Here is a 21,502-nt window from a genome sequence, read left to right as displayed (position 1 = left end):
GCAGAGAACGGCGTTTTGCCGCTTCCGTTTGGAGCATACGATGAATAAAAACAACCGCCGCCGCGAGAAAAAAACCGCCGCCAACGAAGTCAGGCGGGCGTTTTACGCCGTTTGGGATTCGGACATCGTCAACACCGTGCCCAACCGCGAACTGATGCGGCTGTGGCGTGATTTTGTCGCCGCCGAAATCCTGCCGCTGGCCGAATCCGACGGCGCGGCGGAAGACCCGGCCTGCGCCGCCGCCTTTGCAGACGGCCTGATTACCGCGCACCGGCTGCGCGTCCGCGCCCGTATTTCATGGTGCGGCAGCGAGAGCGGCGGAGAGGGACGCGAACACGGCATACGGCGCATCAGCCGTTTTTTCCTGAGCCCGATACGACAACCGAACCCGTCTCCGCCTGCCGGGCGACATCGGCGAAGACCTGATGCTGCTGTTGCAGGAAATGCACGATATCGACAGCGGCCTGTGCGCCAAGTTCGCCGATTTTTTATGCGCGGCGGCAGGCACAAAAAACGCCCCGCCCGAACCGGACAGAAAATGATGCTGCCGCAACGGCAAAGGCCGTCTGAACGCCCAACCCGCTTTCAGACGGCCTTTCGTTTGAATGCGGCACGCCCTGCAAAACGGAGGCCGTCTGAAAATGCGGGCTGTACGTTTTGCCCATGCAAAAGGCCGTCCCTGCCTGTTCGGACAGAGACGGCCTTTTCGCTTTTTCCCGTTTAAAACGAGGCATGGCGCAGCAGATATTTCAGCCACGGCATCAGCAGCGCCGCCATCAGACCCGCCGCCGCACCGCAAGCCGCGCCGTGCACGCCTGCCGTTGCCAGACCTGCCAGTGCGCCGCCCGCGATGCCGAACAGCAGCCGTCCGCTGCGGCCAAAGAGCGGTTCGCCGCCTGCGTCTTCGGCGTCTTCTTCGATGAAATAAAGGACGAACAGCGTCGCCAAAGCCGCCGTTTGTGCGAAAAACAAGCGCAACGTCTTCGCAGCAAGCAGCGTGGCGGAGAGGCCGCTTGAAAAGCCGTTTTCCATGACGGCGCGCACAATTTCTGCCATCAGGGAAAACAGCGGCACGAGTGCGGCAAACGCCGTGACCATGCCGAGGGCAAAGAGTTTTTCCACCGGCTTTTCCGACGGTTTCGCCCGCTGCGGCGGCACGGCGGCAGGCCGCGCGGCGCGGGTTTGGCGTTTTTTCGTTTTGCGTTTGTTCACGGGCTGTTTCCGCTGGTTGAGGCCGTCTGAAAGTGCGTTCAGACGGCCTCTGTCCGCCGCAGCACCCATTTGATATCGCCGTCGAGGATGTCGGCGGACACGGTGTGCCAGTGCGCGCGGGCGGCGAGGGCGGCGGGGTTTTCGGGCAGCTCGAACAGGCCGCGCGCCGCCGTGCCGAGGATTTTCGGCGCTTGGTAGAGGACGATTTCGTCAACCAAATCCGCCCGCAGCAGCGCGCCCGCCAGCGTCGCGCCCGCTTCGGCCAGCACTTCGCCCATGCCTTGTTCCGCCAGCGCGGCGAGGGCGGCGTTCAGGTCGATAAGGCCGTTTGAAAGCAGCGGCACGGTGCGGAGGGAAACGTGCGGAAAACGGGCGAAGGCGGCGTGTTTGGCGGGGTCGGTTTCGCCGGTGAGGATGATAACGGGGGCGGAGGGGTCGGCCAGCAGCTTGGCGCTTGGCGGCAGGCGCAGGCGGCTGTCGAGGACGACGCGCTCGGGCGGGCGCACGGTGGGGAAGGCGCGGACGGTGAGCAGCGGGTCGTCGGCGAGCACGGTGCCGATGCCGGTGAGCACGGCGCAGCTTTCGGCGCGCAGTATCTGCACGTCGGCGCGGGCGGCGGCGTTGGTAATCCATTGGCTGCGGCCGTCTGAAAGGGCGGTTTTGCCGTCGAGCGAGGCGGCGCATTTGAGGCGGACGAAGGGGCGGCCGCGTTCGATGCGCGACAGGAAGCCGCGGTTGAGTTCGCGGGCTTCGGTTTCGAGCAGGCCGCATTCGGTGCGGATGCCCGCCGCCGCCAAGAGGGCGAGGCCGCGTCCGGCCACCTGCGGGTTGGGGTCGGACATGGCGGCGGCGACGCGCGACACGCCCGCCGCAACGAGGGCTTCGGCGCAGGGCGGGGTGCGGCCGTGGTGGCTGCACGGTTCGAGGGTGACGTAGGCCGTTGCGCCGCGTGCGAGTTCCCCCGCCTGACGCAGGGCGTGCACTTCGGCATGGGGTTCGCCCGCGCGGACGTGGAAGCCCTGTCCGACAATCTGCCCGCCGCGTGCGATAACGCAGCCGACGCGGGGATTGGGGCTGGTGGAAAAACGGCCTTCGCGGGCAAGGGCGAGGGCGGCCTGCATATGGCGGCGGTCGGTGTCGGTGAAGGTTGGCTCTTGGGGGGAGGGCATTTCAGACGGCCTTTCGGAACGGAAAACGGGGGCGGATTATAGCGGCGCCCGGATGGGGCGGAAAACGGTTGAGGCCGTCTGAAAGCGTGGTTTCAGACGGCCTTGATGCGGTGTTTGTCTAGGATCCGGCTCAGCCGCCGATGGTGATCGTTTCCACGCCGCTTGCGCGTGCCAGCAGCAGCACGTCGGCGGTGTCGCGGGCGAAGAGGCCGTTTTCCACCACGCCGGTGATTTTGTTGATTTCTTCTTCCATCGTCAGCGGACGCGACAAATCGAGGCCGGAGACGTCAAGGATTTCGTTGCCGCTGTCGGTGGTGAAGCCGACGCGCAATTCGGGTTCGCCGCCCAGCGCGAGCAGTTTGCGCGCCACCAGCGAGCGGGCGGCGGGAATCACTTCGACGGGAAGCGGGAAGCGGCCGAGGCGGGTGACGTATTTGCTTTCGTCGGCGATGCAGACAAAGCGCTCCGAGGCGCTGGCGACGATTTTTTCGCGCAAAAGGGCGCCGCCGCCGCCTTTGATCATTTGCAGGCTGTGGTTCACTTCGTCGGCGCCGTCGATGTAAACGGCCAGCCGCACCACGTCGCTCAAAGTCACTTCGGGAATTTCATACTGCGCCAGCAGCTCGGAGGTGGCTTTGGAGCTGCTGACCGCGCCTTTGACGACTTTGCCGCTTTCGGCCAGGGCTTTGATGAAGTGGTTGACGGTGGAACCCGTGCCGATGCCGATGTATTCGTTTTCGGGCACGAAGCCGACGGCTTTTTCGCCCGCCATGCGTTTCAGATCGTCTTGTGCTGCCATGTTCTGCTCCTTTTTGTCGTGGTTGGTTTGTCGGGCTGCATGATACCGAAAGGCAGGGGGCGGCGGAAGCGCGGGGCGGCCGCGGCGGCGGGAAAACGGCGGCTGTTTGACCCATCGCAAAGGTGGGGACAGGAGGCCGTCTGAAAGCCTGCAAGGCTCGTGTGTAGGATGTGCCGCCCAAGCGGCGCACCCTATACGAAACAAAAAGGCCGTCTGAAAACCCGATTTGGATTTTCAGACGGCCTTTGCACCTGCTGCAACGGGCACGGTCAGCCGGTAAAGCGTTTGAATACCAGCGTACCGTTGGTGCCGCCGAAGCCGAAGGAGTTGGAGAGGGCGACGTCGATTTTTGCGTCGCGGGCTTCGTTGGCGCAGTAGTCCAAATCGCAGCCTGCTTCGATGTCCTGCTCGAACAGGTTGATGGTGGGCGGGGATTTTTGGTTGTGTACGGCCAAGACGCTGTACACGGCTTCTACTCCGCCTGCCGCGCCAAGCAGGTGGCCGGTCATGGATTTGGTGGAGTTGACGATGGTTTTGTAGGCGTGTTCGCCCAGGGCGCGTTTGAGGGCTTTGGTTTCGTTGGCATCGCCCAGCGGGGTGGACGTGCCGTGGGCGTTGACGTAGTCCACATCGGCGGCGTTCAGCCCTGCGTCTTTGAGGGCGCGGGTGACGGCCAATGCGGGGCCTTCTTCGTCGGGGGCGGTGATGTGGTAGGCATCGGAGCTCATGCCGAAGCCGACGAGTTCGGCGTAGATTTTCGCGCCGCGTTTTTTGGCGTGTTCAAGCTCTTCCAATACCAAAATGCCTGCGCCTTCGCCGATAACGAAGCCGTCGCGGCCTTTGTCCCACGGGCGGGAGGCGGTGGCGGGGTCGTCGTTGCGGGTGGAGAGGGCTTTCATGGCGGCGAATCCGCCTACGCCGAGGGTGCTGATTGCGCCTTCCGCGCCGCCGGCAATCATGATGTCGGCGTCGCCGTATTTGATGATGCGGGCGGAATCGCCGATGGAGTGCGCGCCGGTGGTGCAGGCGGAAACCATGCCGTAGCTGGGGCCGCGGTAGCCTTTGAGGATGGTAACGTGGCCGGAGATGAGGTTAATCAGCGAACTGGGAATGAAGAAGGGGTTGATTTTGCGCGCGCCGCCTTCGATAACGGCTTTGCCGGTGGCTTCGATGCTGGGCAGGCCGCCGATGCCGGAGCCGATGTTCACGCCGATGCGGTCTTTGTCGAGGCCGTTTACGTCGTCGAGGCCTGCGTCGGCGATGGCTTGGAGGGCGGCGGCGATGCCGTAGTGGATGAATACGTCCATGCGGCGGGCTTCTTTGGCACTGATGTATTGGCCGATGTCGAAGCCGCGCACTTCGCCTGCGATTTGGCTGTTGAGGTCGGATGCGTCAAAGCGGGTGATGCGGCCGATGCCGCTTTTGCCGGCCAGTAGGTTGTCCCATGCGGTCGGGATGTCGTTGCCGACGGGGGATACCTGCCCGAGGCCGGTGATGACTACTCTTCGCTGACTCATAAAAATCTGCTCGCTGTGGAATCGTTTGCGCCTGTTCGGCGGCGGGTTGAATGAGAAACGACCCCTGTGTGCAGGCAAGCCCGCGCGCAGAGGCCGGAATGTGTCAAAGCCGCTTATCAGCCCTGATGTGCATTGATGTAGTCGATGGCAGCCTGAACGGTGGTGATTTTTTCGGCTTCTTCATCGGGGATTTCGCAGCCGAACGCTTCTTCCAAAGCCATAACCAGCTCGACGATGTCGAGGGAATCGGCGCCCAAATCGTCTTGGAAGGAAGATTCGTTTTTCACTTCGTCAACGGTTTTGCCCAATTGCTCGGCAACGATTTCTTTCACTTTTTGGTCGACATTTGACATATTTGTAAGTCCTTGTTTAAAGCCTTGCGGCGGTGGTTAATGTAAAACTTAAAACGGGCGCATTGTACCCGATTGGTTTAGAGTTTTCCATCTAGTTTGACGCCCCGCTGCGGGTATCCGCTTGGGCGGGGCTCGAAGCGCGGGCATCTTAGCATGGCGGCGATTTTGCCGACAAGCGCATTTTCCCCCGGTTTTCCTTATGGTTACCCGTTGTCACGGCTTTTCTGCGCCTATGGTCTGCTGCAAAAAGCGCAGCACGCAGGCCAGCTCGGCGGCGGTTTCTTCCTGCGTTCCGTTGCCGGTGTGGCCGCCGCCGTCGGGTGCGTAGAGCCAGGCGTTTGCGCCATAGCCGCGCAGTTTGGCGTAAAACTTTAAGGCGTGGGCGGGGTGGACGCGGTCGTCGGACAGGCTGGTGGTGATGAGGGCGGGCGGGTAGCTGAGGCCGTCTGAAAGTTTGTGGTAGGGCGACAGGGCGGCGAGGTGGGGGCGCATTTCGGGGTCGGCGGGGTCGCCGTATTCGTCCGTCCAGCTGGCGCCAGCGGAGAGTTCGGTGTAGGCGAGCATGTCGGTGAGGGGGACTTCGCACACCAGCGCGCCCATGTTTTGCGGTTCGCGCACGAAGGCGGCGGCGGCGACGAGGCCGCCGTTGCTGCCGCCCTGCACGGCAATGCGTTCGGGCGAACTCATGCCGCGCGCGGCCAAATCGCGCACCACGGCCAGCAGATCGTCGGCGCTGCGGTGTTTGTACCTGCCCTGCGCGGCGGCGTGCCAGTGTTTGAACTCGCCGCCGCCGCGCACGTTGGCAACAACAAAAGCATTCCCCTGTTCGAGCCAGTGGCGGCCGATGCTTTCGGGGTAATGCGGCGGCTCGGGTTCGCCGAAGCCGCCGTAGGCGTAAACCAGCGTCGGCGTGTCGGGCGCGGCGGTTTTACCGACGTGGAAATAGGGTATCCGCGTGCCGTCGGCCGATTCCGCCCAAAGCTGCTGCACGCGGATGCCGTCTGCAACAAACTGTTCGGGCTGGCGGCGCAGCACGCTCAGTTCGTTGACGTGCAAATCGAGGGCAAACAGGGTGAGCGGCGTGGTGAAGTCGTCGGCGGCCAGATAGAGTATGTCGCCGCCCCAGGGTTGGTCGGTGATTTCCAGCGCGCCTGCGGGCAGCTCGGGCAGGCTTTGTTCTTCCCATGTTTTGCCCGTCCATTTCCACGCTTTCAGACGGCCTTTCACCTTATCCAGCAGCGACACGGCGATAAAGCGTTTGGTGGTTTCCACGCTGTCCACCGCCTGCGTGTCCGACGGCTCGAATAGCAGAGCAGCCTCGCCCAGCACGCCCTTGTTCAGCTTCACCGCCACCAGCGCGCCCGCCGGATAGCTTTGCTTGGCGCGCTGCCACGGTTCGCGCAGCTGCACGAGCAACTGCCCCGCCGTGTAGCCGACGATGTCGCAGTCGCGCGGCAGGTTCAGTTTGGCGGTGCTGTTGTCGGGCAGCACCTGGTAATAGTCTTTGGTAAAAAAGCCTTCCGCCGCCTCGATCAGATCCACGGGCGAACCCAGCCCGTCGAGATAACGCCAGGCGTTGGCCATCATCCAGTTTTCCGCCACCTGCAACACGGGCAGGCCGTCTGAAAACGCCTGACCGCGTTCGAGCAGCCACACCTGGCGCGGATAGCCCGATTCGGTGAGCTGGCGATCGTCCCAGGCGGGGCAGACCCACACGCTGTTTTCGTCGCGCCACGAAATATGGTTTTTGCCCGCCGGAAAGTGGAAGCCGTTTTCGACGATGCACCGCCCAGCCAAATCGAATTCCAGCGTGTAGGCCGCGTCGCCGCCCGCCGCGCTCAGGCTCAACAGCACGCGCAGCGGCTGCTCGACATAATGCGACACACCGTCCAAGTAAACGTCGTCACCGAGGATTTCGTCGAAATCGGCTACGGAAAACAGCACTTCCCAATCGGGCAGACCGGCGCGGTAGGAGGCGGCGGAACAGACGCGGTAGACGCCTTTGGGAAAGTCTTCGCTCTGGTAAAAATGGTACATCCGCGCGCGGTGTTCCTGGCAAAACGGAATCTGCCGCTCGTCGCGCATGGCTTCGGCGATGTCGTCGCGCAGGGCGCGGAAGACGTCGTCGCCGGCAAAGCGCGCCAGCGTTTCGCCGTGGGCGCTGCAGGCGAAATCCTGCGTGGCGGGGTCGGAAAGATTGTGGAAACGGGAAAACGGATCGTGTTGCTCGGGCATGGTGTGAGGCTGTCTGAAAAGGAGAAAAGGGCGCGATTATAAACAAAAAGGCCGTCTGAAACGTTTTCAGACGGCCTCTGCGCTTGATGCACAATCAGCGGGGCGTACAGCTTTTGAACAGGATTTCGTCTTTCGGCGAAGTGATCATGATGGGCTGCTTGTGGTAGGTTTTGGTGCTCATCTCGCTGGTGCTCAAAGTGTAGCCGCCCTCGTCGATGAAGAAAGTGTCCACATTGTCGGAGCGGTCGAGGTTGATGTCCATGGTGCGGTTGCGGCCGTTGATGCGGGCAACGGCGTAGTTGGGCAGGCCTTGTTTGTTAAAACCGTAGGTCACGTTGATGCGTTTGCCCTGCTGGCAGCGGTAGCTGACGGTTTTTTTGCTGACGGTGGGATTGCCGGTTTCGGCCATGGCGGTGCCGCTGAGGGCAACCAGGGAAGACAGTACGACGGCAGACAACAGTTTCATATGCGTATCCTCAATTAAGTAGATTGGATGAAAATCCTTTGCGGCAGACGCCCGCCGCAAAAGCGCCGCCATACTAAGGCTTTTTCTGTTAAAAAAGCAAAGGCATTCGGATAATTTTTGTAAACAGAAAAACCCAATGCGATAGCTTTTAACACAACCAGAGGCCTTCTGAAACCGCCCGATGCCCTACGGAACGGGCTTCTTCCCGTTTCGCCGCCGCGGCGTTCAGACGGCCTGTCTTTCAAAAATACGGAAAAGCGCGTAAAATCCGCGTAAATTTTCTTTATCCGCAGGCAGATTCAACTGCCTGTTTTTTATCAGGTAAAAAACATGACCGAACAGCACAATCCCGCCGAAGAAGTCCATATCGACGAAAACCAAATTATCGCTATCCGCCGCGAAAAACTCAACGCCATCCGCGCCGAACGCATCGCGTTCCCCAACGATTTCAAACGCGACAGCTTCGCTGCCGAGCTGCATGAAAAATACGACGCTTTAAGTAAAGAAGAACTCGACCCGCAGGCAATTCCGGTAAAAATCGCCGGCCGCATGATGCTCAAACGCGCGATGGGCAAGGCCAGCTTTGCCACCGTGCAGGACGCAACCGGCCAAATACAGCTCTACATCAACAATCAGGGCGTGGGCGAGGCGGCGCACGAAGATTTCAAACATTGGGACATGGGCGACATCGTCGGCGCGGAAGGTACTTTGTTCAAAACCAACCACGGCGAGCTGACCGTGCGCGTGTCCAATGTGCGCCTGTTGTCCAAATCGCTGCGCCCGCTGCCCGACAAACACAAGGGTTTGGCCGACCAAGAGGCAAAATACCGCCAACGTTATGTCGATCTGATTGTGAACCCCGAATCGCGCGACACCTTTATCAAACGCAGCCGCATCATCCAAACCGTACGCAACTATATGGTGAACGAGCGTTATCTCGAAGTGGAAACGCCGATGATGCACCCGATTCCCGGCGGCGCAACGGCCAAGCCTTTCGTAACCCATCACAACGCGCTGGATATGCCGCTGTATCTGCGTATCGCGCCGGAGCTGTATTTGAAACGCTTGGTGGTGGGCGGCTTGGAGCGCGTGTTTGAAATCAACCGCAGCTTCCGCAACGAGGGCATGAGCACGCGCCACAACCCCGAATTCACCATGATGGAATTTTACGAGGCCTTCTGCACCTACGAGCGCATGATGGAAATGACCGAGGGAGTCATCCGCGCCTGTGCACAGGCCGTCTGCGGTACGGCCAAAATCAGCTACAACGGAAAAGAAGTCGATTTGGAAAGCCCGTTTGAGCGTTTGACGATTTTGGAAGCCATCAAAAAATACAATCCGCACTACACCGACGAGCAGCTTTTTGACGCCGAATGGCTGAAAAAAGAAATCGTGCGCCACGGCGAAAGCCTGCCGCCCTCGCCCGGCATCGGCAGCCTGCAACTGGCACTGTTTGAAGGCTGCGCCGAGGGCAAACTGTGGAACCCGACTTTCATCATCGATTATCCGGTGGAAGTATCGCCGCTGGCGCGCGCCTCCGACACCAAGCCCGGCCTGACCGACCGTTTTGAATTGTTTGTCGTCGGCCGCGAGCTGGCCAACGGCTATTCCGAGCTGAACGACCCCGAAGACCAGTCCGCCCGCTTCAAAGCCCAAGTGGCGCAAAAAGACGCGGGCGACGACGAAGCCATGCACTACGACGCCGACTACATCCGCGCGATGGAATACGGCCTGCCCCCCACCGGCGGCAGCGGCATCGGCCTCGACCGCCTCGTGATGCTGCTCACCGACGCGCAAAGCATCCGCGACGTGATTCTGTTCCCGCAGATGCGGCCGGAGTAGGCAGCCTGTCTGAGGTTATCCACGCATTCAGATAGTTTTTACAAAAAGTATTATCAATAACAGACAGCCTGAAAACGGAGCAATCAGTTTTTAGGCTGCTTTATTAAAAATAAACTTGGGAGATTTTAGCGGTGGTGCAGCAGATGGATTGGTTGGATGAGGAATTTGCCGAGGATGGTGTTTGGTCGCCGGAAAATGACGATTATATTGTCCGACAGGGAATTTTTGATTCCGTATGGCCGCAGCAAGAATATTCTGCTGTTGTGCATAAACCTAATGCCCCGCTGGAAGCTGTTGCAGCTTCTTTTCAAATACAGTCACGTACTGTATTGCTGGATTGGTACGATCTTTCAGTTGAAGAAAATGATGGAAAAGAACAGATAGAAGAAATAACGGATAACTGGGATTGGCAGGAGGAGGATGAATATGAAGAGTGGTTTCAGATACTGCCAGACGATATTTTTACACAGGAAGATTATGCCCGCCGAACCGCATACGAATTACTGGATGATTTCGGCTGGCCGCAACGCTATCTTGCGTTTTTAACCGATATTTTTCTCAAACCGAGGAGCGGGGCAACCAAAACGGCACTGTACCGTGCGGTAGAGCGCAATATTCCGCCCGAACTGATAATTTGCGCTTACGAGTTGAAAAAATATTGGGAACAAAATGCCTGTTGGCATATCTCCATGCTCGGTATTAACAGCTATACGGGACAACACACTCATGCTACCCATTGGTTTCTCAGCTGGCCGCAGGCTTTCAAAGTTTTGTCTTGTTTTGAAGGTATTCCATGTTTGGAAGAAGTGATCGCCCGTTTGGAGGATTTGTATGACTTTTGGTTCTGCTCGAACTATTGGCGGCAGGAATGCAAAACTTTTATCGATTTTGTCGGCAGACAAACAGCACATCCTGCGGAATATTGGCTGGTTAGTGAATTAGAACGTCCGGATGACCGGTTACAACCGATAGTCCCTATCGGGCAAAACCGAAGCGATACTTTGCTTCAGGCTGCCTATTATTATGAAGAACATCATCCGACTACTTGGGAACGACATTGTGCCTTGATTGCCGAATGGGTGGCAGAAGGAAGAAGTCATACTGACATATTTAAGAAACTGCCACTGGATTTGGCTGCGTGGCCGGAAGCAGCTAAAAAGCTCTTCTTCCGGCATCATCTGATCAATCTTTATGATGCTTTAAAACCTATCTATATAGAATTGCGCGGGAAAGATTTAATAAACAGTCGGCTAATTGTGCAGGCATATCGCAACAGACTGAATGTTACTTGTGAGAAAAACGATTCAAAAGCGGAATGGTAAACCATGTTAATCCCCGTAAAAAATGCGTGCGTTCGAGATACGGATTACGACAACAACGGTGAAAATGCCGTTTGGGGAAGAGTTTCAAATACATTCATTGATGATGGGCAGCAATTTTGGGTAATGCTGCAAACACCGCAAGGGAAAACACACCGCTGCCCGCTTCACCGAATTGGCAATGGTTTGAAAGCAGGCATGTCCGTTTATATGCAACAGCAAAACGGCAAAGAAGCCGACTGGGGAATCGGCACGGTTTTGCAGTGCCGCATCATTGGCGGCTGCGAACAGGTGTTGGCGGAGTTTCCCGAAAATGGGAAAAAGTTGTGGCTGCCATATCAGAATCTGCGGTTGGTTAAAGATGCCAAACAACGCTTTGCCACTGCTGATTTTGGTAATGAGAAAAACGGTGAACGGTTTCGGCTGAAGATTCTAGCCCATGCCTTAGAGATGTGGAACGAAAATACCGGTGCCTTATCAGATTTGGAAATTGACCCGCTACCACATCAAATCCATCTGGTTCACCATATTCTTTCTTCGGGCAATCTGAATTGGCTGATTGCCGACGATGTGGGTTTGGGCAAAACTATAGAAACAGGCATGTTGCTGTATGCACTGCAACAGAGAGGTCGTCTGAACCGCGTTTTGCTGGTTGCTCCGGCCGGGCTGACCCGCCAATGGCAGGAAGAATTACACGATAAATTCAATTTGGGAAAATTCCAAATTTACGGTGAAGATTTCCATATTAACGAGGCACGACATTGGAAAATGTATGATTTCGTTATTGCTTCGATGGATAAATTGAAAGACGAAATACAACTGGAAATGCTGGCTTCAGCCGGGCGTTGGGACTTAGTAGTGTTTGATGAAGCCCACCGCCTGAGCCGTTACCAGTATGGCATGAAATTTCAATCATCCGACCGTTTCAAACTCGCCCGCTTTTTACGCGGACAAACCGAAGCAATGCTGCTGCTCAGTGCAACCCCGCATCAGGGGAAAAGCGACAAATTTCAAGCATTACTGGAATTGCTTCGCCCTGAACGCACAGAAAAAATCCGCTTGCTTGAACACCATCCCGAGTTGCTGCGCGATATGGTGTGCCGCAACAACAAGGCAGATGTAACCGATGTGGAAGGAAACTTTATCTTTAAAGGCAAAACGGTTCATGCCGTGCCGATTCCTACCAGTGATGAATTCAGACAATTTGATGCCGAATTGCAGGATTACTTCCGACAAGCCTATTGCGGCAATAATCCATCCGACATCTATACGCGTGCAGTCGGTTTTGTGATGACTACCTACCGCAAGCTTGCAGCATCCAGTATTGCCGCTATCGATACGGCATTGCGCCGTCGAATGGACAAACTGGAAACCATGACCGCACCACATTTTGACAATGCAGAAAGCGACATCGGAAACGAGGATGAGCGTTTCGGAGGGGAGGACGAAGAAAAACAATTAGCATTGTTGGAAGAGCAGGGAGAATTTTTTCACGGTGAAAAACAACATCTGCAAAAACTGCTGCAACTTTCAGGTAACTTGAAGCAAAACGATGCCAAGCTTTATGCCCTACTCGACAACATCCTGCCACAGATTCATGCCGAACATCCGCAGGAAAAGCTGTTGCTGTTTACCGAATACAAAACGACCCAAGAATACTTGAAACACCACTTGGAACAGCGGTATGGCATCGGCAGAGTCGGTGCGATTCACGGCTCGATGCCGCATAGCGCGCGACGACAGGTTATTCGTGAGTTTGACAGCGGAAACATCCTCTTTTTGTTGTCCACTGAGGCAGGTGGAGAAGGCATCAATCTGCAACGCAACTGCCACATTATGATTAATTACGACCTGCCGTGGAATCCGATGCGGCTGGTGCAGCGTATAGGCCGTCTCTATCGCTACGGTCAGCAGAACAAAGTGCATATTTTCAATCTTCACACCCAAGACACCGCCGACGAGCAAGTCGTTCAAATGATGTACCAACGCATTCATCAGGTCGTCAGCGATATGGCCAAAGTCAACAACGAATTCAATGAACGGTTGTACGATGATATTTTTGGCGAATTTACCGAACTGGCAGACATTGGCGATATCCTTAACCGTTCCGAGCCGATAAATTGGAAGCGCACAACCGACGAAATTGAAGCCGCACTGATCCGTGCCAAAGACGCAGTCAGCCGTCAGCGCGAACTGTTTGCTTACGCAGCAGGCTTCCACAGCAGCGAAACGGCTGGAGGGCTGAAACTCTCTGTAGAACACTGGCAGGCTTTTGTCAGCGGTATGTTTGTTGTTCTGGATATTCCGTTTACTACATTGCATAAAGGAAAAGTATGGGACATCGAATTGCCCGAATCCATTTGTAAAGCACTTAAACGCCGGAAAAACCGTTTGCGCGTTACCACCGACCGTCTCAGTGCCAAACTGGCATCCAACATAGAAATACTGGACATTAACCATCCGCTGATGATCTTAATGCTGCAAACGGCAAAATCTTATAAATTTGGCGGATTATCTGCATTAATAAGCCATGCAGGCGATTGTCCTGCTATCGCCTGTTTTATGTTGCGCTGGCAGGATGGGTTGGGACGACGAGTATTGCAAACTTTGAACATCGTAGGAATCGACCATTTTGGGAAAATATGCCGTAACCCAAACGGATTCACAGAATGGCTTAAGCGGCCGTTTACTGGTCAAAGTATGGCCGTACCAAACAAAACATACCTTCAAACTGCCTGCCGCCTATGGGAGCAGGAAGCAGAAAAACAGCTGGCAGAATATCAAGGCGAATGCTTGTTTCCGGAAAATAAACAATGGTTGGCAATGGCATGGAATAACCCTCTTTGAAAAACAGAATTCAGACGAACTTCCCAAGAATTCAGCTTTTTCCTGCTACCGGCGTTCTGTTAAAATTTATTCTGTTTTTCAGATGGGCAGTTTTTTGAGAGAAAGAGAAATAGTACAGTGCCGGAATAAGCGGGCAAACGGTTTTCAGGCAGCCTGAAAACCATTTTTCAGACGGCCTCTTTCCCGATTTTTCCCACAACAAACCGACGGAGCAATCCTGTGAACCAACCCGGCCTCAAACTCATCGCCGCCGCCCTGGCCGGTGCAATCCTGCTCGCCGGCTGCGGCGAGAAGAAAAGCGCGGAAGAAATGAAAGCCGAAGTGCAGGGCAAAAAATAGCAGCCTACCGCTTCTTCAACCTGTATGCCGAACCCAAATCAAGCGTCGACCGCGAAAGCGCGGGCAGCATTTCCCGCAACATCGTACCCAGTACCAAAGACGGCAACCGCACCAAGCACAAAGAAGCCAAAATCATCAACTACACCTACAACTCCCGCGACAAAAGCTGGACCGGCCCCGAAGGCGTGCAGGTGCTCGGCATCGACCCCGACACCGAAAACGGCTATATCTCCGTGGACGGCATCGACTTTTCCGTACTGCCCGCCATCATTGCCGAGACCGACAAAATCGCCAAAGAGAAAAACCCCGCCTCCTTCAACAACTGCTGGAACCGCATCGCCTATCAGCTCGCCAACGACTGGACTCCGCAAGAACCCGTTTTCGAGTGGGCAGTACGCTATGAGAAAAACGATGTTTTCGACCAAACCCCCGTTATCGTGTTTTTCACAACCGAGGGCAAACGGGAAAGTGTTTCCGAGAAAAATAAACGGCTTTTCAGACGGCCTCACGGCATAAAGGCCGTCTGAAAACCATCCTCCGCCGCGAGCCCGCGCCCCCAGACACAAGCGAAAGGACAACCCATGCACACACGCCGCATCATCGTCGGCATCAGCGGCGCCAGCGGCTTCCAATACGGCCGCGCCGCCCTCGAAATCCTGCGCTCCCTGCCCAACGTCGAAAGCCACCTGATTGTCAGCAAAGGCGCCGAACTCACCCGCGCCCTCGAAACGCCCTACGGCAAAGATGATATCTACGGCCTCGCCGACACCGTCCACGCCATCGGCAACCTCGGCGCGCCCGTGTCCAGCGGCTCGTTTCCCGTGCACGGCATGATTGTCGCCCCCTGCTCCATGCGCACGCTGGCCGCCGTCGCCCACGGCTTCGCCGACAACCTGCTCACCCGCGCCGCCGACGTCACCCTCAAAGAGCGCCGCCGCCTCGTGCTGATGGTGCGCGAAACCCCGCTCAACCTAGCCCACCTCGACAACATGCGCCGCGTCAGCGAAATGGGCGGCATCGTCTTCCCGCCCGTGCCCGCCCTCTACCACCGCCCGCAAACCGCCGACGAAATCGTCGCCCACAGCACCGCCCGCGCCCTCGGCCTGCTCGGCCTCGACATCCCCAACAGCCCGCAATGGACGGGCGGCGCGGCGGATAAGGCCGTCTGAAACCCGTTTTCAGAAACGTCATTCCCGCGTAGGCGGGAACGGCCTCCCCGTCCCAAACCCCATACAAAACGGAAAAACACCCCCTTCCCGCCAACAAAGCCCCAACCATGAAACGCACCCTCTCCGCCGCCGAAAAAGGCCGTCTGAAAACCCATCTGCGCCGTGGCGGCCTCATCGCCTATCCCACCGAATCCTGCTACGGCCTCGGCTGCCTGCCGCGCCATGCCAAAGCACTCAGAACGCTCGTCCGCCTCAAACGCCGCCCGCAGCACAAAGGCATGATTGTTATCGGCGACAGCCTTGCCCGCCTGCGCCCGCTGCTGCGTCCGCTGCCCGAGTCCGACGCGGCCGCGCTGCACGACATCTGGCCGGCGCGCGAAACCTTTCTGCTGCCCGCCGCCCCCGGCCTGCCGCCGCTGCTGCGCGGCAAAGGACGCGGCAAACTCGCCGTGCGCGTGCCCGCTCACGCCGCCGCCCGCGACCTGTGCCGCCTGCTCGGCACGCCGCTGGTGTCCACTTCGTGCAACCGTGCGGGCAAACGCCCCTGCCGCAGCGAGCGCGAAACCCGCCGCCAGTTCGGCCGCAGCGCACGCATCGTCGGCGGCCGCTGCGGCCAAAGCAAAACGCCCAGCCGCATCACCGACTGGGCAACGGGAAAACGCTTGCGCTGAACCTTGAATCCCGCGCAAAAAGGCCGTCTGAAAACCGTAAAACAGGTTTTCAGACGGCCTTTTGTCTGCCGCTTATTTTTTCAGCGAATCGCGGATTTCGCGCAGCAGCAGCACTTCTTCGCTCGGCTCGGCCGGAGCAGCGTCGGCAGGGGCTTCCACTTTGTTTTTCAGAGTGTTGAGGGCTTTCACCACCATAAAGATGGCAGAGGCGATGATGAGGAAGCTGATGATGCTGTTGATAAACAGGCCGAGGTTGAGTGTGACCGCGCCGGCGGCTTTGGCGGCGGCCAGCGAGGCGTAGCCGCTTTCGGGGGCGGGCACACCGTCTTTGAGGGTGATGAAGAGGTTGGAGAAATCCACGCCGCCGATCAAAAGGCCGATGGGGGGCATGATAACGTCGTCCACCAGCGATTTGACGATGCCGGAGAAGGCGGTGCCCACCACCATACCGACGGCCAGATCCACCACGTTGCCGCGCATGATAAAGTCTTTAAACTCTTGTTTAATCGACACTTGTCTTTCCTTTTTGTATGTTTGCGAAACGAAAGGGCGGCAGTGTAAAGAAATCGCGCAGCCCGTGCGGCGGCGGCGCGATTTTCGGTTGCTTTTCGGTTATGTGCGGCGAACGGGGGCAAACGGCTTTTCAGCGGTGCAGGGCGGCGGTTTTGACCCATGCCAGAAGTTCGCGCGTCAGTTTGCGCAGGTAGTTGGGGGCGGAGTCGCCGCAGTCGGGGGCGGCGTACAGCTGCGTTTCCTTGTCCGGCCAGTGGCGGCGCGCCAGCCATTGCGCGCGCGGCAGGTGGAAGGCGTCGCTGACGATGGCGACGCGTTTGTCCGCCCCCAGCATTTCGCGGCTGAACGCGATGTTTTCGTAGGTGCTTTCCGAGCGGTTTTCGACGGCGATGTCGCGGCGCGGCACGCCTGCGGCTGCGGCCATGTCGCGCATGGCTTCGGCTTCGTTGCTGCCGTCGCCGTCGGTGCCGCCCGACATGATGAGCCGCCGCGCTTTGCCCGCATGATAAAGCGCCACGCCCGCTTCGACGCGGCTGCGCAGACAGGGATTGGGGCGGCCGCGACGGTTGACGGCGTTGCCGAGCACCACCGCCGCGTCCGCCGCCGGAGCGCCGTGTACGGGCTGCGCCGCCCGTTCCGCCAGCGCATCAAGCGCCAATATGCCCGCCGCCCACAAAAGCAGGCCGCCACCCGCCGCCGCGCAAACCGCGCGCCGCATTCTGCGTTTTGCCATGTCCGTGTCCTTTATCTTTATTGTCTGCAAAATGCCGACGATAACACGCTTGAGGCCGTCTGAAACGCGGCGGCGCTTTCTTTCAGACGGCCTGTGCCGCTATAATCGCGCCCGCTCTCGAGGGAGTAGCCGTCCGCGCGCCGTTTCAGGCAGCGCGCGGAGCCTGCGTCAACACAATTGCCGGTCGGCATGGCGCAGGCATCTTCCCGCCGGAAGACTGGCAAGACTTGGGGCATACCGACGCATTCCGTGCGGGGCGTTTGGTGTGCCTTTTGTCTGTCCGCACGGTTTTTGGGAATATCGAATGGAAGCCTTCCTCTCCTCCACGCTGGCCGTGCTGATTGCCGAAATCGGCGACAAAACCCAGCTGCTCACTCTGTTTCTCGCCTCCCGCTTTGCCGACAAAAAGGCCGTTGTCGCGGGCATTTTCGCCGCCACCCTGCTCAACCATCTCGCCTCCGCCCTGTTCGGCGCGTGGCTGTTTGCCCGTGTGCCGCCCGAAACGGCCAAATGGGCGGTCGGCCTGAGCTTTGTCGCCGTGGCGCTGTGGCTGCTCGTGCCCGACAAAGACGATGAGGGCGACAACGGCCGCTGGCTGAAATACGGCGCGTTCGCCGCCACGGCGGTGCTGTTTTTTCTGGCGGAAATCGGCGACAAAACGCAGATTGCCACCGTGCTGCTGGCCGCGCGCTACCACGATCTGACGGCCGTGGTGGCGGGCAGCGTTATCGGGCTGATGGCGGCCAACGTGCCCGCCGCCTATCTCGGCGAAAAAATCACCGCCGCCGTTCCCGCCCGCGCCGTGCGCTTTGCCGCCTGCGCCCTGTTCGCCGCGATGGGCGTGCTGACACTGTGCGGCGGCGGAATCGCTTTGGGTTGAACGCGGCAGGCAAGAGGCCGTTCCCGCCTACGCGGGAATGACGTTTCTGAAAAGGCGGTTTCGGCTTGGTTGGAGCCGTGTTTTCAGACGGCCTCATGCAGACAAGCGTTTAAACACTCCGAACCCAAATTTACGCTTGCGCCGCTATAATCCGAGCCTTCGTTCCACCAAGCCAAACCGCTATGAAACTGTTTTACCTGCCTCTTTTTCTCGCCACCCTCGCCACCGCCCCGCTCTCGCACGGCGCAACCTATGTCTGCGGCAGCAGCGCGTCCGTCAGCTATTCCAGCGAAAAAACCGACGCTTCCTGCCGCGAATCGCAGCCGCGCGGCTCTGCCGCGGAAAAAACGCCGGCCGACAAAACCGACGTTTGGGGCGACGCGTCTTCCGGCGACATTTTCGTGATGCCGCCCTCCGCGCAGCAGCTGGCCGACAACGCCCCGCCGCCGAAAATGACGGTGAAGCTGCGCAACCGCCCGCAAACCGCCGCCGTGAAAACTGCCGCGCCCGCCAAAGCCCCCGTCCGCGCCGCCGCGCCGATCTACGCCGCCGTGAAACCCAAGCTCAGCCGCGACCAAATCCTGCAACGCGAAATCAGCAGCGAACGCGCCGCCCTCGTCCGCACCAAAGGCCGCCTCGAACAGGAAATGAAAAAAGGCGGCAACACCGCCACGCTGCAACGCGCCGTTGCCGACCGCGAAGCCAATATCCGCGCCATCGAACGCGAGTTGAAAAAGTTCTGAACGCCGCACCCCGCCAACCCAAAAGGCCGTCTGAAACCCGTTTTTCAGACGGCCTTTGCCTATCCGCGCCGCACGAAGGCGGCGTTTGCCCGAACAGGCCGCCGCCCCGTCCCGCAAGGCTTTTCAGGTGGCCTCCCTGTGACTGCCGCCGCTGAATAATCCAGCAAAATCAGGTATAATCCGCCCCTTTCGCGCCGTCTGCGCCACCCGTTTCCCACGCGGTTTTTCAGACGGCCTCTTTCAGCAAAAACAACGGTAAGAAAAACTATGGCAGAGCAAAAACACGAAGAATACGGTGCCGAGAGCATCCAGGTGCTCGAAGGCTTGGAAGCGGTACGCAAACGCCCCGGTATGTATATCGGCGACACGCAGGACGGCAGCGGCCTGCACCACATGGTATTCGAAGTATTGGACAACGCCATCGACGAAGCCCTCGCCGGCCATTGCGACAAAATCACCGTAACCATCCATGCCGACAATTCCGTCAGCGTGGCCGACAACGGGCGCGGTATGCCCACCGGCATCCACCCGAAAGAAGGACGCTCCGCCGCCGAAGTCATCATGACCGTATTGCACGCGGGCGGCAAGTTCGACAACAACAGCTACAAAATCTCCGGCGGCCTGCACGGCGTGGGCGTATCCGTCGTCAACGCGCTGTCCGACTGGGTCACGCTGACCATTTACCGCGACGGCAAAGAACACTTCGTCCGCTTCGTGCGCGGCGAAACCGAAGAGCCGTTAAGGGTTGTCGGCGATTCCGACAAAAAAGGCACGACCGTGCGCTTCCTCGCCAGCGCGGAAACCTTCGGCAACGTCGAATACAGTTTCGACATCCTCGCCAAACGTATCCGCGAACTTTCCTTCCTAAACAACGGCGTGGACATCGAATTGATTGACGAGCGCGACGGCAAACACGAAAGCTTCGCCCTTTCCGACGGCGTGGCAGGTTTCGTGCAATACATGAACCGCAAAAAAACGCCGTTGCACGAAAAAATCTTCTACGCGTTCGGCGAGAAAGACGGCATGAGCGTCGAATGCGCGATGCAGTGGAACGACAGCTATCAGGAAAGCGTGCAGTGCTTCACCAACAACATCCCGCAGCGCGACGGCGGTACGCACCTGACCGCGTTGCGCCAAGTGATGACGCGCACCATCAACAGCTACATCGAAGCCAACGAAGTCGCCAAAAAAGCAAAAGTTGAAACCGCCGGCGACGATATGCGCGAAGGTTTGACCTGCGTGTTGTCCGTCAAACTGCCCGACCCCAAATTCTCGTCGCAAACCAAAGACAAACTGGTTTCCAGCGAAATCGGCCCCGTCGTCAACGAAGTCATCAACCAAGCTTTGACCGACTTCCTCGAAGAAAATCCGAACGAAGCCAAAATCATCACCAGCAAAATCGTTGATGCCGCCCGCGCGCGCGAAGCCGCCCGCAAAGCCCGCGAAATCACCCGCCGCAAAGGCGTGATGGACGGCTTGGGGCTGCCCGGCAAACTCGCCGACTGCCAAGAAAAAGACCCTGCCTTGTCAGAACTTTATCTGGTCGAGGGCGATTCCGCAGGCGGTTCTGCCAAACAAGGCCGCGACCGTAAATTCCAAGCCATTTTGCCGCTCAAAGGCAAAATCCTGAACGTCGAAAAAGCCCGTTTTGAAAAAATGCTCGCCAGCCAAGAGGTCGCTACCCTGATTACCGCGCTGGGCGCAGGCATCGGCAAAGAAGAGTTCAACCCCGAAAAACTGCGTTACCACCGCATCATCATCATGACCGATGCCGACGTGGACGGTGCGCACATCCGTACCCTGCTCCTGACCTTCTTCTACCGCCAAATGCCCGAGCTGGTCGAACGCGGCTACATCTACATCGCCCAGCCGCCGCTCTACAAAGCCAAATACGGCAAGCAAGAGCGTTATCTCAAAGACGAGCTTGAAAAAGACCAATGGCTGCTCGGCCTCGCCTTGGAAAAAGCCAAAATCGTTTCAGACGGCCGCACCATCGAAGGCGCAGAGCTTGCCGACACCGCCAAACAATTCTTGTTGGCGAAAACCGTGATCGAACAGGAAAGCCGCTTCGTGGACGAACTCGTCCTACGCGCCATGCTGCACGCGTCGCCTATTGATTTGACGTCGTCTGAAAACGCCGATAAAGCCGTTACCGAACTTTCCGGTTTGCTCGACGAAAAAGAAGTCGCTCTTGAACGCATCGAAGGACACGAAGGCAACCGCTTCATCAAAATCACCCGCAAGCTGCACGGCAACGTCATGGTCAGCTACATCGAACCCAAGTTCCTCAACAGCAAAGCCTACCAAACCCTCACCCAAACCGCAGCCGCGCTCAAAGGCTTGGTCGGCGAGGGCGCCAAGCTTTACAAAGGCGAGAACGAGTACGATGTGGACAGCTTTGAAACCGCATTGAACATCCTGCTCCAAAACGCGCAAAAAGGCATGTCCATCCAGCGATACAAAGGCTTGGGCGAGATGAACCCCGAGCAGCTTTGGGAAACCACGATGGATCCCGCCGTTCGCCGCCTGTTGAAAGTGCGCATCGAAGACGCCATCGCCGCCGACGAGGTGTTCGTTACCCTGATGGGCGACGAAGTCGAACCGCGCCGTGCCTTCATCGAAAACAACGCCCTGATTGCGCAAAACATCGACGCATAAAGCGTTTGGGCAAAAAAAGGCCGTCTGAAAACAAAAA

General features: G+C 58.1%; 20 protein-coding genes and 1 riboswitch. Of the genes, 10 read left to right on the top strand and 10 right to left on the bottom strand.

Going from position 1 to position 21,502, the window contains the following annotated elements:
- Positions 1 to 40: 40 nt before the first annotated feature.
- Positions 41 to 724: a hypothetical protein gene (locus ACG2K1_RS00620; protein WP_395428856.1), complete on the top strand. Its 684-nt coding sequence runs from the start codon at positions 41 to 43 to the stop codon at positions 722 to 724.
- Here ACG2K1_RS00620 and ACG2K1_RS00615 read toward each other — a convergent pair.
- The 8 genes from ACG2K1_RS00615 to ACG2K1_RS00580 form a co-directional block, all read right to left on the bottom strand.
- Positions 721 to 1,281: a hypothetical protein gene (locus ACG2K1_RS00615; RefSeq protein WP_009427570.1), complete on the bottom strand. Its 561-nt coding sequence runs from the start codon at positions 1,279 to 1,281 to the stop codon at positions 721 to 723. The two genes, ACG2K1_RS00620 and ACG2K1_RS00615, sit on opposite strands and share 4 nt — an antisense overlap.
- The gene (ribD, locus tag ACG2K1_RS00610) at positions 1,251 to 2,381 is read right to left on the bottom strand and encodes a bifunctional diaminohydroxyphosphoribosylaminopyrimidine deaminase/5-amino-6-(5-phosphoribosylamino)uracil reductase RibD (protein WP_395428855.1); all 1,131 of its coding nucleotides are present in this window, start codon (positions 2,379 to 2,381) and stop codon (positions 1,251 to 1,253) included. The genes ACG2K1_RS00615 and ribD overlap by 31 nt, the downstream gene beginning before the upstream one ends.
- 130 nt (positions 2,382 to 2,511) lie before the next feature.
- Positions 2,512 to 3,180 carry a ribose-5-phosphate isomerase RpiA gene (gene rpiA / locus ACG2K1_RS00605; RefSeq protein ID WP_395428854.1) on the bottom strand — a complete coding sequence of 223 codons (669 nt, stop codon included), beginning with the start codon at positions 3,178 to 3,180 and terminating at the stop codon, positions 2,512 to 2,514.
- Between the two features lie 269 nt (positions 3,181 to 3,449).
- Entirely contained in the window at positions 3,450 to 4,697 is a 1,248-nt protein-coding gene (fabF, locus tag ACG2K1_RS00600) for a beta-ketoacyl-ACP synthase II (RefSeq protein ID WP_395428853.1), read from the bottom strand.
- A gap of 116 nt (positions 4,698 to 4,813) precedes the next feature.
- On the bottom strand, positions 4,814 to 5,050 hold the full coding sequence (gene acpP / locus ACG2K1_RS00595; protein ID WP_009427565.1) for an acyl carrier protein: 237 nt from the start codon (positions 5,048 to 5,050) through the stop codon (positions 4,814 to 4,816).
- Positions 5,051 to 5,263: 213 nt separating this feature from the next.
- On the bottom strand, positions 5,264 to 7,285 hold the full coding sequence (locus ACG2K1_RS00590) for a prolyl oligopeptidase family protein (RefSeq protein ID WP_395428852.1): 2,022 nt from the start codon (positions 7,283 to 7,285) through the stop codon (positions 5,264 to 5,266).
- A 94-nt stretch (positions 7,286 to 7,379) separates the two neighbouring features.
- On the bottom strand, positions 7,380 to 7,751 hold the full coding sequence (locus ACG2K1_RS00585; RefSeq protein ID WP_036495473.1) for a hypothetical protein: 372 nt from the start codon (positions 7,749 to 7,751) through the stop codon (positions 7,380 to 7,382).
- Between the two features lie 14 nt (positions 7,752 to 7,765).
- On the bottom strand, positions 7,766 to 7,906 hold the full coding sequence (locus ACG2K1_RS00580) for a hypothetical protein (RefSeq protein ID WP_395428851.1): 141 nt from the start codon (positions 7,904 to 7,906) through the stop codon (positions 7,766 to 7,768).
- A 175-nt stretch (positions 7,907 to 8,081) separates the two neighbouring features.
- Between ACG2K1_RS00580 and lysS the strand changes: the two genes are divergently transcribed.
- The 6 genes from lysS to ACG2K1_RS00550 all read left to right on the top strand — a co-directional run bounded on the left by lysS (position 8,082) and on the right by ACG2K1_RS00550 (position 15,938).
- Positions 8,082 to 9,593, top strand: a complete 1,512-nt coding sequence (gene lysS / locus ACG2K1_RS00575; protein WP_395428850.1) for a lysine--tRNA ligase — start codon at positions 8,082 to 8,084, stop codon at positions 9,591 to 9,593.
- A 143-nt stretch (positions 9,594 to 9,736) separates the two neighbouring features.
- Positions 9,737 to 10,915, top strand: a complete 1,179-nt coding sequence (locus tag ACG2K1_RS00570; protein WP_395428849.1) for a hypothetical protein — start codon at positions 9,737 to 9,739, stop codon at positions 10,913 to 10,915.
- 3 nt (positions 10,916 to 10,918) lie between these two features.
- Positions 10,919 to 13,759 (top strand): helicase-related protein, encoded by a 2,841-nt coding sequence (locus ACG2K1_RS00565; RefSeq protein ID WP_395428848.1) that lies wholly within the window; start codon positions 10,919 to 10,921, stop codon positions 13,757 to 13,759.
- Between the two features lie 530 nt (positions 13,760 to 14,289).
- The gene (locus ACG2K1_RS00560; protein ID WP_395428847.1) at positions 14,290 to 14,625 is read left to right on the top strand and encodes a hypothetical protein; all 336 of its coding nucleotides are present in this window, start codon (positions 14,290 to 14,292) and stop codon (positions 14,623 to 14,625) included.
- A gap of 54 nt (positions 14,626 to 14,679) precedes the next feature.
- On the top strand, positions 14,680 to 15,267 hold the full coding sequence (locus ACG2K1_RS00555) for a UbiX family flavin prenyltransferase (RefSeq protein ID WP_395428846.1): 588 nt from the start codon (positions 14,680 to 14,682) through the stop codon (positions 15,265 to 15,267).
- Between the two features lie 107 nt (positions 15,268 to 15,374).
- Positions 15,375 to 15,938 (top strand): L-threonylcarbamoyladenylate synthase, encoded by a 564-nt coding sequence (locus ACG2K1_RS00550; RefSeq protein WP_036495471.1) that lies wholly within the window; start codon positions 15,375 to 15,377, stop codon positions 15,936 to 15,938.
- 72 nt (positions 15,939 to 16,010) lie between these two features.
- Here the strand turns inward: ACG2K1_RS00550 and mscL are convergent, their stop codons facing one another.
- Together mscL and ACG2K1_RS00540 are read right to left on the bottom strand one after the other, a co-directional pair.
- The gene (gene mscL / locus ACG2K1_RS00545; RefSeq protein ID WP_009425129.1) at positions 16,011 to 16,451 is read right to left on the bottom strand and encodes a large conductance mechanosensitive channel protein MscL; all 441 of its coding nucleotides are present in this window, start codon (positions 16,449 to 16,451) and stop codon (positions 16,011 to 16,013) included.
- 130 nt (positions 16,452 to 16,581) lie between these two features.
- Positions 16,582 to 17,184: a YdcF family protein gene (locus ACG2K1_RS00540; RefSeq protein ID WP_395428845.1), complete on the bottom strand. Its 603-nt coding sequence runs from the start codon at positions 17,182 to 17,184 to the stop codon at positions 16,582 to 16,584.
- Between the two features lie 121 nt (positions 17,185 to 17,305).
- Positions 17,306 to 17,475: riboswitch (yybP-ykoY riboswitch) on the top strand.
- Positions 17,476 to 17,488: 13 nt separating this feature from the next.
- Between ACG2K1_RS00540 and ACG2K1_RS00535 the strand changes: the two genes are divergently transcribed.
- From ACG2K1_RS00535 to gyrB, 3 genes are all read left to right on the top strand, one after another.
- Positions 17,489 to 18,064, top strand: a complete 576-nt coding sequence (locus tag ACG2K1_RS00535) for a TMEM165/GDT1 family protein (RefSeq protein WP_395428844.1) — start codon at positions 17,489 to 17,491, stop codon at positions 18,062 to 18,064.
- A gap of 182 nt (positions 18,065 to 18,246) precedes the next feature.
- On the top strand, positions 18,247 to 18,807 hold the full coding sequence (locus ACG2K1_RS00530) for a hypothetical protein (protein ID WP_395428843.1): 561 nt from the start codon (positions 18,247 to 18,249) through the stop codon (positions 18,805 to 18,807).
- A gap of 267 nt (positions 18,808 to 19,074) precedes the next feature.
- Entirely contained in the window at positions 19,075 to 21,465 is a 2,391-nt protein-coding gene (gyrB, locus tag ACG2K1_RS00525; RefSeq protein ID WP_395428842.1) for a DNA topoisomerase (ATP-hydrolyzing) subunit B, read from the top strand.
- The last annotated feature ends 37 nt before the right edge of the window (positions 21,466 to 21,502 follow it).

This window comes from Neisseria sp. 23W00296 (assembly GCF_044772855.1).
Lineage (GTDB): Bacteria > Pseudomonadota > Gammaproteobacteria > Burkholderiales > Neisseriaceae > Neisseria.
This window is presented reverse-complemented; position numbering and strand designations above follow the sequence as displayed.

Bases quoted from the DNA above. Each gene is read 5' to 3' on its own strand.
- ACG2K1_RS00565 (WP_395428848.1), top strand. From the start codon at position 10,919: ATGTTAATCCCCGTAAAAAATGCGTGCGTTCGAGATACGGATTACGAC.
- ACG2K1_RS00585 (WP_036495473.1), bottom strand. From the start codon at position 7,751: ATGAAACTGTTGTCTGCCGTCGTACTGTCTTCCCTGGTTGCCCTCAGC.
- ACG2K1_RS00530 (WP_395428843.1), top strand. From the start codon at position 18,247: ATGAAACTGTTTTACCTGCCTCTTTTTCTCGCCACCCTCGCCACCGCC.
- ACG2K1_RS00570 (WP_395428849.1), top strand. From the start codon at position 9,737: ATGGATTGGTTGGATGAGGAATTTGCCGAGGATGGTGTTTGGTCGCCG.
- ACG2K1_RS00540 (WP_395428845.1), bottom strand. From the start codon at position 17,184: ATGGCAAAACGCAGAATGCGGCGCGCGGTTTGCGCGGCGGCGGGTGGC.
- ribD (WP_395428855.1), bottom strand. From the start codon at position 2,381: ATGCCCTCCCCCCAAGAGCCAACCTTCACCGACACCGACCGCCGCCAT.
- ACG2K1_RS00535 (WP_395428844.1), top strand. From the start codon at position 17,489: ATGGAAGCCTTCCTCTCCTCCACGCTGGCCGTGCTGATTGCCGAAATC.
- ACG2K1_RS00620 (WP_395428856.1), top strand. From the start codon at position 41: ATGAATAAAAACAACCGCCGCCGCGAGAAAAAAACCGCCGCCAACGAA.
- ACG2K1_RS00615 (WP_009427570.1), bottom strand. From the start codon at position 1,281: ATGGGTGCTGCGGCGGACAGAGGCCGTCTGAACGCACTTTCAGACGGC.
- fabF (WP_395428853.1), bottom strand. From the start codon at position 4,697: ATGAGTCAGCGAAGAGTAGTCATCACCGGCCTCGGGCAGGTATCCCCC.
- lysS (WP_395428850.1), top strand. From the start codon at position 8,082: ATGACCGAACAGCACAATCCCGCCGAAGAAGTCCATATCGACGAAAAC.
- ACG2K1_RS00550 (WP_036495471.1), top strand. From the start codon at position 15,375: ATGAAACGCACCCTCTCCGCCGCCGAAAAAGGCCGTCTGAAAACCCAT.
- ACG2K1_RS00555 (WP_395428846.1), top strand. From the start codon at position 14,680: ATGCACACACGCCGCATCATCGTCGGCATCAGCGGCGCCAGCGGCTTC.
- acpP (WP_009427565.1), bottom strand. From the start codon at position 5,050: ATGTCAAATGTCGACCAAAAAGTGAAAGAAATCGTTGCCGAGCAATTG.
- gyrB (WP_395428842.1), top strand. From the start codon at position 19,075: ATGGCAGAGCAAAAACACGAAGAATACGGTGCCGAGAGCATCCAGGTG.
- rpiA (WP_395428854.1), bottom strand. From the start codon at position 3,180: ATGGCAGCACAAGACGATCTGAAACGCATGGCGGGCGAAAAAGCCGTC.
- ACG2K1_RS00590 (WP_395428852.1), bottom strand. From the start codon at position 7,285: ATGCCCGAGCAACACGATCCGTTTTCCCGTTTCCACAATCTTTCCGAC.